Below are 16,127 nucleotides of genomic sequence, written 5' to 3'. Positions count from 1 at the left end.
CATTTTGGCCAGGAAGTCCGGGTCGGTCGAGGCCTTCCAGGTGGTCGTGGTCTGCCACGAGACACCGCCGGCGCGCAGGATCCGCCGCAGGGTTTCGCGGCTGATCGCCGCGACCGTGCCGCGGTCGAGCAGATGCTCACGCAGCTTCGACAAAGACCAGGTGGCGAACGCGGTGATGCCCCAGTCGGCGGGGGACGTCCTGGCGATCAGGCAGATCCGCTCACGAATCTGTTCACCGATCGCCTTCGGGCGTCCCCCGCTCCATTTTGGGTCCAGCGCGTCGAACCCCCGCTCGTTGAACGCGTGGATCACGTCCCGCACGTAGCTGTCGCTGACCTGCATCAATGACGTGATGTCCCGGACCGTCTGGCCCTGTGCGGACATCAGCACCACGATCGCCCGGCGCAGCTTCACCGGGTTTCGGGCGGTCCTGCTGATCCGCGCAAGCTTCCGGCCATCCTCCATCGACAACGGCCGGACGAACACTTCCGGACGACGAGCCACAACCACCTCCCGCACTCGACATGCGGGACCAGCCTGCCGGTCCATCCAGACGATCGGTTACCGGGTCGACGTTGCGTGACGCGCCACTAGCTCAACGGCGCCAGGACGTGCGGCGACGGGCCATGTCCCACAGCAGCAGCGCGATGATCGTGACACCGGAGGCGATCAGCCAGATGTTCTCGGTCTGACCGTGGTGGTTGCCGATCAGCATCAGGAAGCAGAAGATCGCGGAGAGCCAACCGGCGATGCGGGTGCCCTTGGGCAGCGTGCCGTGCCAGCCCCACTCGTGCGACGGCTCCTCGTGAGGGTCGACGGCAGGACGCTTGTCCAGTTCCGAGGACGAAGCCACGGTTTCCTCCACTGCTCATCCGGATTACGAGGTCATCGTCGCACATGGGGAACAGCGCGGAGGTGTGAGGTCGGGCGCGCACGACTGACGAGTGAGGTCGTGCGGGTCTACGCTCAGCGCGGCCTGCCCGACCACCCGCAGAAGGCGCCTCGACTTGACCGGCTTCTCCCCCGCCGAGGCCTCCACCCCGGACACGTTCGCCCCCGTCGAGATCGGTCTCCACGGCGTGCGCAAGCGTTTCTCCGACCAGGTGGCGGTCGACGGAATCTCGCTCAACGTCCACGAGGGCGAGTTCTTCTCGGTGCTCGGGCCGTCCGGCTGCGGCAAGACCACGGTCCTGCGCATGATCGCCGGGTTCGTCGACCCCGACGAGGGCCGCATCGAGCTCGACGGCAACGACATGGTGGGCGTCCCCCCGTACCGGCGGGACGTCAACACCGTGTTCCAGTCGTACGCGCTGTTCCCGCACATGTCGGTGTGGGACAACGTGGCCTACGGCCTCAAGCGCAAGAAGGTCCGCGGCGCCGAGCTGGAGAAGCGCGTCGGCGAGCACCTCGAGCTCGTGCGGCTGGCGCAGTTCGCGAAGCGCAGGCCGGCGCAGCTGTCCGGCGGTCAGCAGCAACGCGTGGCCATCGCCCGCGCGCTCGCCGCCGGCCCGCGGCTGCTCCTGCTGGACGAACCGCTCGGCGCGCTCGACGCCAAGCTCCGCAAGGAGCTGCAGATCGAGCTCATGCGCATCCAGCGCGAGGTCGGCACGACGTTCCTCTACGTCACGCACGACCAGGAAGAGGCGCTCGTCCTCTCGCACCGCATCGCCGTCATGAACGCCGGCAAGATCGAGCAGGTCGGCTACCCGGAGGACGTCTACGAGCGGCCCGCGACCAGGTTCGTCGCCGGGTTCATCGGCACGTCCAACATCCTCGACGCCGAGGTGTCCGGTGTGGACGGCGGCTTCGTCGCGCTGACGGCGCCCGGAGCGGTGAACCTGCGCGCCAAGTTCGCCGGCGGCGTCAGCCGCGGCCGCAAGGTCGCCGCGACCGTCCGCCCGGAGAAGGTGCACCTGTTCGACGAGGCCGCGGAGCCGCCGACCGGCTGGTGCGTGCTCCGGGGCGTGGTCCAGGACGTCGTCTACACGGGCGTGTCCACCCAGTTCGTGGTCGGCACCCCCGGCGGGGAGCTGGTGGCGTTCGTGCAGAACGCCCAGCGCATCGACGACGCGGGAGCGCCGGGGCAGCCCGTGCGGATGGCCTGGGACCCCGAGTTCACCGTGCTGCTGGAGTCCTCGGATGGCTGAGCACCTGAGGATCGCCCGGCTGTGGGACACCGGCAGCCCGCGGGTGACCCGGCGCACCATGCTGGGCTCGATGGCGTTCTTCGCGCTCGCCGCGTGCGCCGTCGGTCCCGCGCCCACCGGCACGGGCGGCACCAGCGGCGCGGCGAAGGCGGCGAACCTGCTCGACGAGCCCAAGCTGAACTTCTACAACTGGACCGACTACATCTCGCCGGAGACGTTGCCGGGATTCACCTCGGCCAGCGGCATCGAGGTCACCTACGACAACTTCTCCACCAACGACGAGATGGAAGCCAAGATCGCCTCCGGCCAGGCGGGCTACGACCTGGTCGTGCCGAGCGACAACTTCCTGCGCCGCTTCCTGCGCAGCGGCCTGCTCCAACCCCTCGACCACGACGCGATCCCGAACCTGCGCAACCTGGAGAGGCGGTTCGTCGAGGCCGAGTACGACCCCGGCAACGCCTACTCCGTGCCGTGGGCGTGGGGCACGACGGGCCTCGCGTACTCGAAGTCGCAGGCCGGGGGCGAGGTCACCGGCTTCGACGCCTACGACCTGCCGGACGTGCAGGGCCGCAGCTCGATCCTCGACGAGGCGCGCGACGGCATGGCGATCGGCCTGCTCAAGCTCGGGCACGACCCCAACACCACCGACCCGCGGCACATCGACGACGCGGCGAACTTCCTGCTGTCGTTGAAGAAGAAGCTCGGCCAGATCACCTCGGACGTGATCGAGCCGCTGACCTCGGGCCAGGTGCGGCTCGCGCAGGCGTACTCCGGCGACGCGTTCCAGGCGCGGGAGACCAGCGAGGACATCGGCTACGCCATCCCCGCGGAGGGTGGACTGTCCTACGTGGACCTGCTCGTCATCCCGAAGGACGCGCCGCACGCCGGGAACGCGCACCGGTTCATCGACTTCGTCCTCGGCGCCGAGGTGGGCGCGGCGCTGTCCAACGCCGTCCGGTACGGCAGCCCCAACGCCGCGGCGAAACCGCTGATCGACAAGGAGCTGCTGAACGACCCGGTGGTGTACCCGCCGGAGGAGCAGCTCGCGAAGCTCCCGTTCACCAAGGACCTCGGCGGCGAGGCGGAGGCGCTCTACGCCGACGCCTGGACGAAGGTCAAGACCGGCTGACCCGTGGCAGGATGTGCGCTCGTGCTCCGACGCTGGCTCAAGGCCAACGGCCTCCTCGCCCCGACCGGGATCTGGCTCGGGATCTTCCTGGTGGCGCCGCTGGTCGTGGTCGTCGAGTTCAGCTTCGCGACGCGGGACACCGGCGTGGCGCGCGCGGTGCTGCCGTGGACGACCCAGGCGTACCTGACGGCGCTCGACCCGGCGTTCCTGCCGATCTTCGGGCGGACCCTGGCCTACGCCGTCGCCACGACGGCCGCGTGCCTGCTGCTCGGCTTCCCGCTGGCGTGGTTCATCGCGCGCCACGGCGGCAGGTACCGCACCGCGCTGCTGGCGGCGGTGCTGATCCCGTTCTGGTCGAGCTACCTCGCGCGCATCTACGCGTGGAAGGCGCTGCTGGACGGCGAAGGGCTGGTCAACACCGTGCTCGGGTGGGTGGGGCTCGACCGGGACGGCGGGTTCCTGCTGACCCACGGGGCCGTGGTGCTGGGTCTCACGTACGGGTTCCTGCCGTTCATGGTGCTGCCGCTGTACGTGGCGTGCGAGCGGTTCGACTTCCGGCTGGTGGAGGCGTCGTACGACCTCGGGCACGGGCGCGTGTCGACGTTCTTCCGCGTGGTGCTGCCGGGCGTGCTGACCGGCGTGCTGGCGGGCTCGCTGCTGGTGCTGGTGCCCGCGGCGGGTGACTTCGTGACGCCGAAGCTGCTCGGCGGCGTCGAGCAGTCGACGTTCGGGTCGGTGATCGACGACCAGTTCCGCGGCGGCAACAACTGGCCGCTGGGGTCGGCGATGGCGGTGCTGTTGCTCGTGCTGGTGGTCGTGGTCCTCGTGCTGCGCGGACGGCGTGGGGAGGACGTGCTGTGAAACGTCGTCCGTGGGCGCTCGGCGCTGTCGTCGCCGTCGTGTTCCTCTTCCTGTACGCACCGATCGCGTGGCTGGCCATCGCGTCGTTCAACTCGTCCCGGTCGCTGTCGCGGATCAGCGGGTTCTCGTTGCAGTGGTACGAGGAGCTGGCCGACGACAGCCGGGTCTTCGGCTCGCTGCGGCTGAGCCTGCAGCTCGCGCTGTCCTCCGCGGTGATCGCGACGGTGATCGGGACGCTGGCGGCGTTCGGGCTGCGGCGGGCGTTCCCCGGCCGCGGGCTGTGGACCGTGCTGCTGTCGCTGCCGCTGGTCGTGCCCGAGGTCGTGATGGGCGTGGCGATGCTGGGGTTCTTCGTGAAGCTCGCCGGAGTCCCGCTCGGCTTCGGCGCGCTGCTGTTCGCGCACGTGGCGTTCTCGCTGAGCTTCGTGGTCGTCGTGGTGCGGTCGCGGGTGTCGGGGATGGACGCCCGGATGGAGGAGGCCGCCGCGGACCTGGGGGCGTCGCCGTTCGTCGTCTTCCGGACCGTGACGCTGCCGCTGGTGGCGCCCGCGGTGGTGGCCGGTGCGGCGTTCGCGTTCCTGCTGTCGTTCGACGACGTGGTGATCTCGTCCTACCTGACCGGCGTCGGGTCGACGACGCTGCCGGTGTTCGTCTACGCGCAGGCGTCCAAGCGGGGCATCTCGCCGGAGATCGTGGCGCTGTCGACGCTGATGGTGACGGCGACGGCGCTGTTGTTGATCATCGGCGTGGTGGTCGCGTCGTGGCGTGCCCGCAGGGCGGGGTCCACCGCGAAGCTGGCCGGGTAGTCAACTTTCGTCGCGCGAAATCGATACTCCAGCGTGCCGCGCGAACATGGGACGTCTCGTAGCTTGAGAGCGTGATTACCGCTGTGCGGACCAGGGTCGAGGCGCTCCTCGCCGACACCCTGGCCCGGTTCAGGACGCTGACCCCGGTGCGGCTCGTCGGCGACTTGATCGTCCTCGTGGCCGTGGTCCTGCTGGACCTGTGGCCGGGACCGTGGGCTGAGGTGAAGGCGTCCGGCTGGCTGCTCATCGCGCACGTCGCCGCCTACCTGGTGCTGGTGCCGGTGCGGCACGTGCTGCCGGCGACCGCCATGATCGCGGGCGCGGCCGTCCCGTTCGGCGGACCGGCGCTGATCGTCGTGCTGAGCTACACCGCGGGCCGCCGGATCGAGTCGTGGGTCAGGGCGGTGGTGTCGACCGCGATCACGTTCGTCGTCGTGGTGCTGCTGTGGGACTGGGGAGCGCGGCCGCTCGACATCGAGCCGGTGTACGGGATGCTCATCCTGATCACGATCTTCGGCGTGGGCGTGGCGCTGCCGTTCCTGGTCGGCCGGTACCTCGCGCAACGCGAGGCGCTCGTGCGGGCCATGCGGGACCGCGAGGCGCGGATGCGCGCCGAGCACAAGATGCTGTCGCGGCAGGTGCGGCTGCGCGAACGCAGCCGCATCGCCCAGGACATGCACGACAGCCTGGGCCACCGGCTCTCGCTGATCTCCGTGCACGCCGGCGCGCTGGCGCTCGACCCGTCGCTGGGGGATGGGCAACGCGAGGCCATCGGGGTGCTGCGCTCGGCGGCGTTGACGGGCATGGAGGAGCTGCGGGCCATCATCGGCGTCCTGCGGGCCGAGGACGGTCCCGACGACGACCCGGCGACACGGACCGTGGAGTCCATCGACTCGTTGGTCGGCGATGCGCGCAAGGCAGGTGTGCTGGTCAGCCTGGTCCGCGGTGGGCAAGCGCACCCGTTGCCGTCACGTGTCTCCCACGCCGCCTATCGCGTCGCGCAAGAAGGCCTGACGAACGCGGCGAAGCACGCGCCGGGCGCCGCCGTGCAGGTGACGGTGAAGTACGAGCCGGACGCCCTGGTCGTCGAGGTGCGGAACAACCCGTCCCGAGACGGTGGGCCGGATGGTGCGCCCGGGGTCGGCCTGATCGGGCTCACCGAACGCGTCCGCCTGGCGGGCGGCATCCTGCACGTCGGCGCGCTGCCGTCGGGCGGCTTCCGGATCGCGGCCGTGCTGCCGTACGAGGAGACGGCGCTGCCGGACGAGCCGGAGGACGAGCAGGACGAGGCGGAGTCGCCGCGCGGGATCCGCAAGTGGGCGGGTGTGGGGTCGATCGCGGTGGCCTCGCTCGTGCTGGCGGTCATCATCGGCGGCTTCACCTACCTCGGCGCGCAGCCGGTGACCGAGGTCGTGACGCAGGAGGACCTCGACCGGATCCAGGAGGGGCAGCCCGAGTCCGAGGTGGTGGCGCTGCTGCCCGACGGCGACGAACCCCTGGTCGGGGACGGTGAGCGCAAGTCGCAGGCCTCGCCGGAACCGCCCGGCGCGCGCTGCGTCTACCACATCACCGACGAGCAGTCCTACCTCGCGAAGGGCACGAGGGTGGTGCGTTTCTGCTTCCGGGACGGCAAGCTGGTCGAGAAGAAGATCCATCTGCAGAGGGCTGGTTCATGATCCGGGTGCTCATCGCCGACGACGAGCCGTTGATGCGCGCCGGCATCAAGGCCATCCTCGGCACCGCCGACGACATCGAGCTGGTGGGAGAGGCCGGCGACGGCCGCGAGGCGGTGCAGATCGTGCGCGAGCGCCGCGTCGACGTCGCGGTGCTGGACATCCGGATGCCGCGGATGGACGGCTTGGCGTGCGCCAAGGAGCTCCGGGTCGTCGCGCCGTCCGTGCGGGTCGTCATGCTGACGACGTTCGGCGAGGACGAGAACATCGTGCGCGCGTTGTCCGACGGTGCCGCGGGTTTCCTGCTGAAGGACTCCGCGCCCGAAGAGCTGCTGCGGGCCGTGCGCGCGGTGAACAACGGCGAGGCCTACCTGTCACCGATGGTCACCTCGCGGGTGGTCGGCATGGTGGCGACGTCCGGGCAGCCGAAGCGCCACGAGGCGCAGAAGGCCGTGGCCGGGCTGACCGATCGCGAGGTCGAGGTGCTGGCCCTGCTCGGGCAGGGGATGTCCAACGCGGACGTCGGCGCGAAGCTGCACATGTCCGAGGCGACCGTGAAGACCTACGTGTCGCGGCTGCTCGCGAAGCTGGGCCTGACGAACCGGGTGCAGGCGGCGCTGCTGGCGCGGGACGCCGGGATCACCAACTAGCGGCCGACGAGCACGTCACCCGTTGTGGTGAACGTGCCCGGACGTCGTGCCGACCGGCCGGGTGAAACGCGAAAGGCCGTCCGGGTGGCACCCGGACGGCCTCGAACGTCTTCTGCGCTACGCGTGGCTGCGCCTGCCCGTAACCAGGCGGTAGATACCCAGCAGGATCAACGATCCGACGATGGCGAGCAGCCACGTCCGGAGATCGAAGAACGAGCCGAGGTCGGTCCCGAAGATCGCAGACCCGATGAATCCGCCGAGGATCGCGCCGACGATGCCGATCAGCATCGTGATGATGATACCGCCGGGGTCGCGACCAGGCATGATCGCCTTCGCGATGGCGCCGGCCAGGAGGCCGAGCACGATCCAACCCAGGATGCCCACGGGGAGACTCCTTCCATCCGCTTGTCGCAGGGGGAATGCCCTCAACCCGGTGACTTCACACCTCCAAAACCACTCCGTTATCAAAGTAGCGGGCTGTGCCGGGCTCTCAGGCACTCTCCGGAACAATGAGGGGCGATGAGTACTCCACGCACTGTCCTGATCCTGGGGTCGACCGGTTCGGTCGGCACCCAGGCGCTCGACGTCATCCGGCGCAACCGCGACCGCTTCCGCGTCGTCGGGCTCGGCGCGGGCGGGCGTCAGCCGGACCTGCTCGCGCAGCAGGCGGCCGAGTTCGGCGTACCGGTGGTCGCCGCGGCCAACGGCGTCGAGATCCCCGGCGTCAAGACGCTGACCAGCACGGTCGACCTGATCGACGCCTGCCCCGCGGACGTGGTCCTCAACGGCATGGACGGCTCCAGGGGGCTCGAGCCGTCCCTCAAGGCGCTGGAGACCGGCGCCACGCTCGCCCTCGCGAACAAGGAGTCGCTCATCGCGGGCGGGCCGCTCGTGCTCAAGGCGGCCAAGCCCGACCAGATCGTGCCCGTCGACTCCGAGCACTCGGCGCTCGCGCAGTGCCTGCGGGGCGGCACGGCGGACGAGGTGCACAAGCTGGTGCTGACGGCGTCCGGCGGGCCGTTCCGCGGCCGGACGCGCGGCGAGCTCGAAGACATCACCGTGCAGCAGGCCATGGCGCACCCGACCTGGTCGATGGGCCAGGTCGTCACGATCAACTCCGCGAACCTGGTCAACAAGGGCCTGGAGCTGATCGAGGCGCACCTGCTCTTCGGCGTGCCGTACGACCGCGTGGACGTGGTGGTCCACCCCCAGTCCATCATTCACTCGATGGTGACCTTCACGGACGGCTCGACGCTCGCCCAGGCGTCACCGCCCGACATGCGCCTGCCGATCTCGCTGGGCCTCGCGTGGCCCGAGCGCGTGGCGGGTGCCGCGTCCGCCTGTACCTTTGACACCGCCACCTCGTGGACGTTCGAACCCGTGGACAGCGAGACGTTCCCGGCGGTCGAGCTGGCGCGGCAGGCGGGCACCGGCGGTGGCTGCCTGCCCGCGGTCTACAACGCCGCGAACGAGGAGGCACTCGCCTCCTTCGTGGCGGGGAAGACGTCGTTCCTGTCGATCGTGGACACCATCGGCCAGGTTCTCGGCGAGGCGAAGGACTGGCAGTCCGACCCCGCGGACGTCGCGGAGGTCCTGGCCGCCGAGGACTGGGCACGCGCACGTGCCCGCGAGCTGGTTGGAAGGAACTGAGCTTTCCGTGAACACGTTCATCAACATCCTCGGGGTGCTGCTGTTCGCGACCGGCATCGCGGTGTCCATCGCGCTGCACGAGTTCGGGCACCTGCTGACCGCGAAGGCCTTCGGCATGAAGGTCACCCGCTACTTCATCGGCTTCGGCCCGAAGATCTTCTCGTTCCGCCGGGGCGAGACCGAGTACGGCCTGAAGGCGATCCCGGCCGGCGGGTTCTGCGAGATCACCGGCATGACGGCGCTGGAGGAGGTGCACCCGGATGACCGCAAGCGCGCCTTCTACAACCAGAAGGTGTGGAAGCGCGTCGTCGTGCTGGCCGCCGGCTCCATCACACACTTCATCCTCGGCTTCATCATCCTGCTGGTCCTCGCGATGTCGCTCGGCCTGCCGAACAACAAGGACGTCCCGGTGCTCGCGGAGATCTCCGACTGCGTGCAGGACCACACCGTCCCCTACGACGCGCCGTGCCCCGCGAGCGCGCCGTCCCCGGCGAAGAGCGCGGGCCTGCGGCCCGGTGACCAGATCACCTCGATCGCGGGCAAGCCGATCGCGACCTGGTCGGACATGCAGAAGGTCACGCGCGACCTCAGCGGCCCGAACGAGTTCAAGGTGCTGCGCGACGGCCGGGAGGTCACCCTCACCGTCGACGTGCCGAAGGTCAACCGCCAGGTCTCCGACGGCAAGGGCGGCGTCGAGGTCAAGCAGGTCGGCGCGATCGGCGTGATCGTGCAGCAGTCGTTCACCTACAGCCCGATCGCCGCGGTCCCGGCCGCCGTGTCCTTCACCGGCGACATGTTCGTGAACACCTGGAAGGGCCTCATGCGCTTCCCGGAGCGCATCCCGGCCGTGGTGAAGGCCATCGGCGGCGGCGAGCGCGACCTCGACACCCCGATCTCCGTGGTGGGCGCCTCGCGCCTGGGCGGTGACGCGGCCGAACGGGGCCTGTGGGCGTTCTTCATCCTGATGCTCGCGGGCCTGAACTTCTTCGTGGGTGTGTTCAACCTCCTGCCCCTGCTCCCGCTTGACGGTGGTCACATCGCCGTCAACCTGTACGAACGGGTGCGAGACTGGATTCGGAAGCTGCGCGGGAAGCCCGCCGGCGCCCCGGTCAACTACATGCGCCTGCTGCCCCTCACCTACGTGGTCATCTTCATCGGCGGCGCCATCACGCTGCTGACCGTGACCGCCGACATCGTCAACCCGATCAGGTTGCAGTAGTGCTTCACGGAAAGGTGCACAACCCATGAGTGACGGCGTGATGCTCGGAATGCCGGCACTGCCGCCGCCGGTGCTGTCGGAACGTCGCAAGACCAGGCAGCTGATGGTCGGCAACGTCGGTGTCGGCAGCGAGTTCCCCGTCTCCGTCCAGTCGATGACGACGACCCTGACGTCGGACGTCAACGCGACGCTGCAGCAGATCGCGGAGCTCACGGCCGCCGGTTGCGACATCGTCCGGGTCGCCTGCCCCTCGCAGGACGACGCGGACGCCCTGCCGGCGATCGCGAAGAAGTCCCAGATCCCGGTGATCGCGGACATCCACTTCCAGCCGAAGTACGTCTTCGCGGCGATCGAGGCCGGTTGCGCGGCGGTCCGCGTGAACCCCGGCAACATCAAGAAGTTCGACGACAAGGTCAAGGAGATCGCCCAGGCGGCCCGCGACCACAACACGCCGATCCGCATCGGCGTGAACGCGGGTTCGCTGGACCCGCGCCTGATGGCCAAGTACGGCAAGGCCACCCCGGAGGCGCTGGCCGAGTCGGCCCTGTGGGAGGCGTCGCTCTTCGCCGAGCACGACTTCCACGACATCAAGATCTCGGTCAAGCACAACGACCCGGTGATCATGGTCAGGGCCTACGAGATCCTCGCCGAGCAGTGCGACTACCCCCTGCACCTGGGCGTCACGGAGGCGGGTCCCGCCTTCCAGGGCACGATCAAGTCGGCCGTGGCCTTCGGCGCCCTGCTCCGCCAGGGCATCGGCGACACCATCCGCGTGTCGCTCTCGGCCCCGCCGGTCGAGGAGATCAAGGTCGGCCACCAGATCCTCCAGTCGCTGAACCTGCGCCCGCGCAAGCTGGAGATCGTGTCCTGCCCGTCCTGCGGCCGGGCCCAGGTGGACGTGTACACGCTCGCCGAGCAGGTCACGGCCGGTTTGGAGGGCATGGAGGTCCCCCTGCGCGTGGCGGTCATGGGCTGCGTCGTGAACGGCCCCGGCGAGGCCCGCGAGGCCGACCTGGGCGTCGCGAGCGGCAACGGCAAGGGCCAGATCTTCGTGAAGGGCAAGGTCATCAAGACCGTGCCCGAGCACGCGATCGTGGAGACCCTCATCGAAGAGGCGATGCGCATCGCCGAGGAGATGGAACCGGTGGAGGGCGGCGCACCCGCCGTCACCGTCGGCTGAGCCGGCCTGACCGAACGCCGAGGGGCGCTTCCCACCGGGAAGCGCCCCTCAGCTCTTCCGCCCCGCGCAAGACCGAAGCCGAGCCACCCCTCCACCTGTGCTTGAGGAACGCGGGGGCCCCGCGTTTCCTCTGGGGGAACGCGGGGGCCCCGCGTTCCCTTTCGATGGCGACGGTGAGCCGTCATCGGCGCTTTATGAGGCGGGGGACCACGCCGCGCCCGGACACGCATGCAACAGCAAGACGGCCACACCGACAGGTGTGCCACCAACTCGCGCGGCGCCGGCAGGTCATGGACCAGATCGGCGGAGCCCCGCGCCCGGAACAAGAACGTCCCGGAACAGGAACGTCCCGGAACAGGAACGTCCCGGAAGAGCACACCCACAGGGATCAAACCGACTCCGTGCGTGCGTACCGTCACCCGTGCTCCGCACGGTTGGCTGATGTCATGAACGCGCACGATCTGGCACGCTGGATGCCGTGCTGAGGCTGGCCGGAGCGCGCGTGCTCGACGAGCGCGACCTGATCGACGTGCGCGGGGTCTTCGACGACGACCCCGTGGCCGCGTGCATGGTCGCAGCCAGGGTGGAAGTGGCCGGTCTGGACCCGTGGCGCCTGGGCGGCGAGATGTGGGCGTCGGACCCCAGGCCACTGCGGGGCAAGGTCGACGGCCTGTGCTTCTCGGGGCCCAACCTGATCCCCCTCAGGGGCAGCGCGACGGCCATGCGCATGTTCGCCGACCGCGCCCGCAGGCGGGGCCGGATGTGCTCCAGCCTGGTGGGCCCGGCGGAGCAGGTCCTGACCCTCTGGGACGAGCTCCAGCCCGACTGGGGCCCGGCCAGGGAGGTCCGCGCGGACCAGCCGCTGATGGCCATCTCGGCCAGCCCGAAGATCACCCCGGACCCGCTGGTCCGGCAGGTGCGGCCGAACGAGATCGGCCGGTACCTCCCCGCGGCCGTCTCGATGTTCATCGAGGAGGTCGGCATCGACCCGTGCGCCGAGGACGGTGGCGCGGGCTACCGGGCGCGGGTGAGCGAGCTGATCGCCGCGGGCAGGGCCTTCGCCAGGTTCGAGGACGGCGAGGTCGTCTTCAAGGCCGAGATCGGCGCCATGTCGAGCAAGGTGGGCCAGATCCAGGGCGTCTGGGTGCGCCCGGACCGCCGCGGGGAAGGCATCGGCACGGCGGGCACGGCGGCGGTGGCCGACCGGCTGACCCGCGTCCTCAACCGCACGGCGAGCCTCTACGTCAACGGTTACAACCACGTCGCGCAGGCCGCGTACCGGCGGATCGGCTTCGAACAAGTCGGGCAGTACGCCACCGTCCTCTTCTGAACGGGCATACTCGCGCGGGTGCGCCTTCTCGCGACGATCACGGTGGTGCTGGTGACGGTGAGCGGCTGTGGGCTGTTCAGGTCGGAACCGGGTGCCCCGGAGATCACCAACGACTTCCTGGCGAAGCTCGCGTCCGGTGACGTGCAGGGCGCCGCCGGGCTGACCGACAACCCCACCGAGGCCAAGGACACCCTGGAGAAGTTCCGCGGTGCGCTGAAGCCGGAAGCCCTGACCGGCAAGGTCGACCAGCTCCGCAAGAACGGGGAGACGGCCTCGGAGGCGAGCGTCACGCTCGACTGGGACCTGGGCAAGAACCGCCGCTGGACGTACCCGGCCAAGTTCGACGTGCGCCAAGAGGGCGACACGTGGAAGGTGCACTGGTCGTCGTCGGTGGTGCACCCGAAGCTCGCGCCGCAGCAGACCGTGCGGCTCACCGAGCTCAAGCCGGACCCGGCGCCGGTGCTCGACCGCGACGGCACGCCGCTGCTGGCGCCTGAGCGCGTCGTGTCCGTGCTGGTCGTGGCGAAGGAGGCCGGTGACGTCGGCGCGGTCGCGAAGACGCTCGCCGAGGCGCTGAACCCGTTCGACAAGGCGATCACCCAGCAGTCGATCACCGAAGGGGTCGGCAAGACCCCCGAGGGCCAGGCCTACCAGGTGGCGGCGCTGCGCGACCCCGACTACCAGACCGTCAAGCCGCGGATCTACGAGCTGCCCGGTGTGCGGTTCACCTCGCAGACCTCCCTGCTCGCGCCGAGCCGCACCTTCGGCTCGCAGGTGCTGCCCGCCGTGCGCAAGCTGGTCGAGAACGACATCGCCGGCAACGCGGGCTTCCGCGTCGCCACGGTCGACGCGCAGGGCAGTGAGGTCGACGAGCTGCACTCGAAGGCCGCCGAGCCAGCCAAGGCCGTGAACACCGCCCTGTCCCGCGCGATCCAGACCGCCGCCGAGGACGCCGTCGAACCGGTCACGCAGCCCACCATGCTGGTGGCGATCCAGCCGTCGACCGGTGACATCCTGGCCGTCGCGCAGAACGACCCCGCCGACGCCCAGGGCGCGCTGGCGCTCACCGGCCAGTTCCCGCCGGGCTCGACGATGAAGGCCGTGTCCGCGCTGGCCGCGATCGGGTCCGGCAAGGTCACCGCCGACACCCCGCTGCCGTGTCCCGGCAAGACCACCATCGCCGGGCGGCGGATCGTGCCGAACTCCGGCGAGTTCGACAAGGGCACCATCCCGCTGCGGTCGGCGTTCGCGTTCTCCTGCAACACCACGTTCGCCCAGCTCGCCGTCGACATGCCGGCGGGCCTGCTGACCGACTCCGCGTTGTCGCTGGGCCTCGGCGTCGACTTCGACGTGCCGGGGCTGACGACGATCACCGGCTCCGTGCCGCCCGCTGCCGACGTCGTGGAACGGGCGGAGGACGCGTTCGGCCAGGGCAAGGTGCTCGCGTCGCCGTTCGGCATGGCGCTGGTCTCGGCGTCCATCGCGAAGGGCTCGATGCCGGTGCCGCAGCTCGTGCGGGGCAAGGAGACCAAAGCCGACAAGCAGCCCACCCCGCCGACGGCCGCCGTGCTCGACCCGGTGCGGCAGATGATGCGCGAGGTCGTCGACTACGGCACTGCACCGCAACTCAAGCCGTACGGAGACGTGCGGGGCAAGACTGGCACCGCGCAGTTCGGTGACGGCGTGCACTCACACGGCTGGTTCATGGGCTATCGGGGCGATGTCGCGTTCGCGACCCTGGTGCTCAGCGGGGAGACCTCGACTCCGGCCGTGGACGTGGCAGCGAGGTTCCTCAAGGCGGTGCCGTGATGAGCAAGACCGCAGACCTGACGATGAGGGAACGCCTGGTCCGGGCGGGTGTCCTGCTGCCGGCGCCCCGGCTGCCCGAGCCGTCGGCCGAGGACCGGGCTCAAGGCGGCCAGGGCGCGCAAGGCTAATCTGGAGCACATGGCTGTTCGTGCTCCCCTGCAACCCGGTGTGCAATCTCCGCGGCGTCAGGTGCCCTCGCGCATCGTGCGTCCCGAGTACGTCGACAAGCCCGCGCCGCAGCGCGGCACCGACCCGTGGGTGCAGACACCGGAGATCATCGAGGCCATGCGCGTCGCCGGCCGGCTGGCCGCGCAGGCGCTGCAGGAAGCGGGCAAGGTCGTCGTCCCCGGCGTGACGACCGACGAGATCGACGCCGTGGCGCACGAGTTCCTGTGCGACAACGGCGCGTACCCGTCGACGCTCGGCTACCGCGGCTTCCCGAAGTCGTGCTGCACCTCGCTGAACGAGGTGATCTGCCACGGCATCCCGGACTCCACGGTCGTCGAGGACGGCGACATCGTGAACATCGACGTGACGGCGTTCATCGGCGGTGTGCACGGCGACACGAACGCCACCTTCCTCGCGGGCAACGTCTCGGAGGAGGCCAAGCTGCTCGTCGAGCGCACGCACGAGGCGACGATGCGCGCGATCAAGGCCGTCAAGCCCGGTCGTGAGCTCAACGTGGTCGGCCGCGTGATCGAGGCGTACGCGAACCGGTTCGGCTACGGCGTGGTGCGCGACTTCACCGGTCACGGCATCGGCCGCACGTTCCACAGCGGCCTCGTGGTGCTGCACTACGACGAGCCGTCGGTGAAGACCGTGCTCGAGCCCGGCATGACGTTCACGATCGAGCCGATGATCACGCTCGGCGACTACGAGGGCGAGATGTGGGACGACGGCTGGACCGTCACCACCAAGGACAAGAGCTGGACCGCTCAGTTCGAGCACACCATCGTCGTCACGGAGACCGGCTCGGAGATCCTCACAGTCTGCTGATCACCGACCGCAGCGCGGCCGCGACCGCAGAGGGCGACGTCGCGGCCGCCAGGTGGTGCGACTCGAGGCGCTCGACGGGCCACCCCAGCTCCTCCGCCCTGGCCGCCGCGTCCTCGTAGACCGGCGACAGCAGCACGTACCCGCACGCACCGGACCACTCGACGACCGGGCGCTGCTCCTTGAGGAACTCCCACGGCACCTCGGGCGCCTCGTCGCGCACCTCCTCGCGCAGCCCGGCGGGCACGAGCCGCAGCGGGTCCGAGTCGAACCACCGGTCCCAGCGCGGCAGCTTGCCGTTCCGCACCGACGCCTTGACCTGGCTCACCAGCGCGGGGTCGACGGTCTCGCGCCACGACCTGCCCGGCGTCGGCAGGTCGGAGTCGAGGAACACCAGGCCCGCCACGTCTACCTCCAGGGCGTAGGCGAACCCCGGCAGCAACGGGCCCGCGCCGCTGTGGCCCACCAGGACCAGCGGCCCGGCCACGCCCGCGTCCTCCAGGGCGTCCGCGAAGGCGCCGATCAGCCGCTGGTGCACCGGGGCCTCGTTGACGGTCATCTGCAGGTCGACCAGCAGCACTCCCACCCCGTCGGAGGCCAGTTCGTCGGCGAGCGGACGCATGCTCGACGGGCCGAGGAACGGGCTGTGCATGAGCACGACGGTGAGCATGGGGGTGATG

17 protein-coding genes are annotated in these 16,127 nt (G+C 70.0%); 13 read left to right on the top strand and 4 right to left on the bottom strand.

The features are described from left to right. The coding region (locus BMW88_RS38870; RefSeq protein WP_245778361.1) for a helix-turn-helix domain-containing protein at window positions 1–504 on the bottom strand (504 nt) is incomplete at its 3' end. 91 nt (window positions 505–595) lie between these two features. Further along, window positions 596–853 (bottom strand): DUF2631 domain-containing protein, encoded by a 258-nt coding sequence (locus BMW88_RS38865; protein ID WP_089961616.1) that lies wholly within the window; start codon window positions 851–853, stop codon window positions 596–598. 154 nt (window positions 854–1,007) lie between these two features. Between BMW88_RS38865 and BMW88_RS38860 the strand changes: the two genes are divergently transcribed. The 6 genes from BMW88_RS38860 (at window position 1,008) to BMW88_RS38835 (ending at window position 7,266) form a co-directional block, all read left to right on the top strand. Next, entirely contained in the window at window positions 1,008–2,147 is a 1,140-nt protein-coding gene (locus BMW88_RS38860) for an ABC transporter ATP-binding protein (protein WP_089961578.1), read from the top strand. After that, a complete protein-coding gene (locus tag BMW88_RS38855) occupies window positions 2,140–3,276 on the top strand; it encodes a polyamine ABC transporter substrate-binding protein (protein ID WP_089961576.1) in 1,137 nt (378 codons plus the stop codon). The genes BMW88_RS38860 and BMW88_RS38855 overlap by 8 nt, the downstream gene beginning before the upstream one ends. A 21-nt stretch (window positions 3,277–3,297) precedes the next feature. Then, window positions 3,298–4,137: an ABC transporter permease gene (locus BMW88_RS38850; protein ID WP_089961574.1), complete on the top strand. Its 840-nt coding sequence runs from the start codon at window positions 3,298–3,300 to the stop codon at window positions 4,135–4,137. Beyond that, a complete protein-coding gene (locus BMW88_RS38845; RefSeq protein ID WP_089961572.1) occupies window positions 4,134–4,943 on the top strand; it encodes an ABC transporter permease in 810 nt (269 codons plus the stop codon). The genes BMW88_RS38850 and BMW88_RS38845 overlap by 4 nt, the downstream gene beginning before the upstream one ends. 71 nt (window positions 4,944–5,014) lie before the next feature. After that, a complete protein-coding gene (locus BMW88_RS38840; protein WP_143116469.1) occupies window positions 5,015–6,619 on the top strand; it encodes a sensor histidine kinase in 1,605 nt (534 codons plus the stop codon). Then, entirely contained in the window at window positions 6,616–7,266 is a 651-nt protein-coding gene (locus BMW88_RS38835) for a response regulator (protein ID WP_089961567.1), read from the top strand. Before BMW88_RS38840 ends, BMW88_RS38835 begins: the two co-directional genes overlap by 4 nt. 117 nt (window positions 7,267–7,383) lie before the next feature. Here BMW88_RS38835 and BMW88_RS38830 read toward each other — a convergent pair whose 3' ends face one another. Further along, the gene (locus tag BMW88_RS38830; RefSeq protein ID WP_089961564.1) at window positions 7,384–7,650 is read right to left on the bottom strand and encodes a GlsB/YeaQ/YmgE family stress response membrane protein; all 267 of its coding nucleotides are present in this window, start codon (window positions 7,648–7,650) and stop codon (window positions 7,384–7,386) included. Between the two features lie 135 nt (window positions 7,651–7,785). On the opposite strand from BMW88_RS38830, the gene dxr reads away from it, so the two are divergent. The 7 genes from dxr to map all read left to right on the top strand — a co-directional run bounded on the left by dxr (window position 7,786) and on the right by map (window position 15,450). Further along, the gene (gene dxr, locus BMW88_RS38825) at window positions 7,786–8,916 is read left to right on the top strand and encodes a 1-deoxy-D-xylulose-5-phosphate reductoisomerase (RefSeq protein ID WP_089961560.1); all 1,131 of its coding nucleotides are present in this window, start codon (window positions 7,786–7,788) and stop codon (window positions 8,914–8,916) included. 7 nt (window positions 8,917–8,923) lie between these two features. After that, window positions 8,924–10,135, top strand: coding sequence for a M50 family metallopeptidase (locus BMW88_RS38820; protein ID WP_245778360.1), 1,212 nt, complete (start codon window positions 8,924–8,926; stop codon window positions 10,133–10,135). Window positions 10,136–10,184: 49 nt separating this feature from the next. Further along, complete coding sequence (gene ispG, locus BMW88_RS38815) at window positions 10,185–11,315, top strand: flavodoxin-dependent (E)-4-hydroxy-3-methylbut-2-enyl-diphosphate synthase (RefSeq protein WP_089961611.1); 1,131 nt, start codon at window positions 10,185–10,187, stop codon at window positions 11,313–11,315. A 478-nt stretch (window positions 11,316–11,793) separates the two neighbouring features. After that, a complete protein-coding gene (locus BMW88_RS38810) occupies window positions 11,794–12,645 on the top strand; it encodes a GNAT family N-acetyltransferase (protein WP_177221636.1) in 852 nt (283 codons plus the stop codon). A gap of 18 nt (window positions 12,646–12,663) precedes the next feature. Beyond that, window positions 12,664–14,454 carry a penicillin-binding transpeptidase domain-containing protein gene (locus tag BMW88_RS38805; RefSeq protein WP_089961557.1) on the top strand — a complete coding sequence of 597 codons (1,791 nt, stop codon included), beginning with the start codon at window positions 12,664–12,666 and terminating at the stop codon, window positions 14,452–14,454. Beyond that, complete coding sequence (locus tag BMW88_RS44240) at window positions 14,454–14,582, top strand: hypothetical protein (RefSeq protein WP_281249514.1); 129 nt, start codon at window positions 14,454–14,456, stop codon at window positions 14,580–14,582. Before BMW88_RS38805 ends, BMW88_RS44240 begins: the two co-directional genes overlap by 1 nt. Before the next feature lie 10 nt (window positions 14,583–14,592). Beyond that, a complete protein-coding gene (gene map / locus BMW88_RS38800) occupies window positions 14,593–15,450 on the top strand; it encodes a type I methionyl aminopeptidase (protein WP_089961554.1) in 858 nt (285 codons plus the stop codon). Here the strand turns inward: map and BMW88_RS38795 are convergent. Next, window positions 15,437–16,117: an alpha/beta fold hydrolase gene (locus BMW88_RS38795; RefSeq protein ID WP_089961551.1), complete on the bottom strand. Its 681-nt coding sequence runs from the start codon at window positions 16,115–16,117 to the stop codon at window positions 15,437–15,439. The genes map and BMW88_RS38795 overlap by 14 nt on opposite strands. Between the last annotated feature and the right edge of the window lie 10 nt (window positions 16,118–16,127).

The sequence above is a fragment of the Lentzea xinjiangensis genome (assembly GCF_900110955.1).
GTDB lineage: Bacteria > Actinomycetota > Actinomycetes > Mycobacteriales > Pseudonocardiaceae > Lentzea > Lentzea xinjiangensis.
Note: the sequence above shows the minus strand (reverse complement) of the source record. Positions and strands in the feature narration are given on the sequence as shown.

Coding starts and splice junctions, on each gene's coding strand:
- BMW88_RS38855 (WP_089961576.1), top strand. CDS start 2,140: ATGGCTGAGCACCTGAGGATCGCCCGGCTGTGGGACACCGGCAGCCCG.
- dxr (WP_089961560.1), top strand. CDS start 7,786: ATGAGTACTCCACGCACTGTCCTGATCCTGGGGTCGACCGGTTCGGTC.
- BMW88_RS38835 (WP_089961567.1), top strand. CDS start 6,616: ATGATCCGGGTGCTCATCGCCGACGACGAGCCGTTGATGCGCGCCGGC.
- BMW88_RS38795 (WP_089961551.1), bottom strand. CDS start 16,117: ATGCTCACCGTCGTGCTCATGCACAGCCCGTTCCTCGGCCCGTCGAGC.
- map (WP_089961554.1), top strand. CDS start 14,593: ATGGCTGTTCGTGCTCCCCTGCAACCCGGTGTGCAATCTCCGCGGCGT.
- ispG (WP_089961611.1), top strand. CDS start 10,185: ATGCCGGCACTGCCGCCGCCGGTGCTGTCGGAACGTCGCAAGACCAGG.
- BMW88_RS44240 (WP_281249514.1), top strand. CDS start 14,454: ATGAGCAAGACCGCAGACCTGACGATGAGGGAACGCCTGGTCCGGGCG.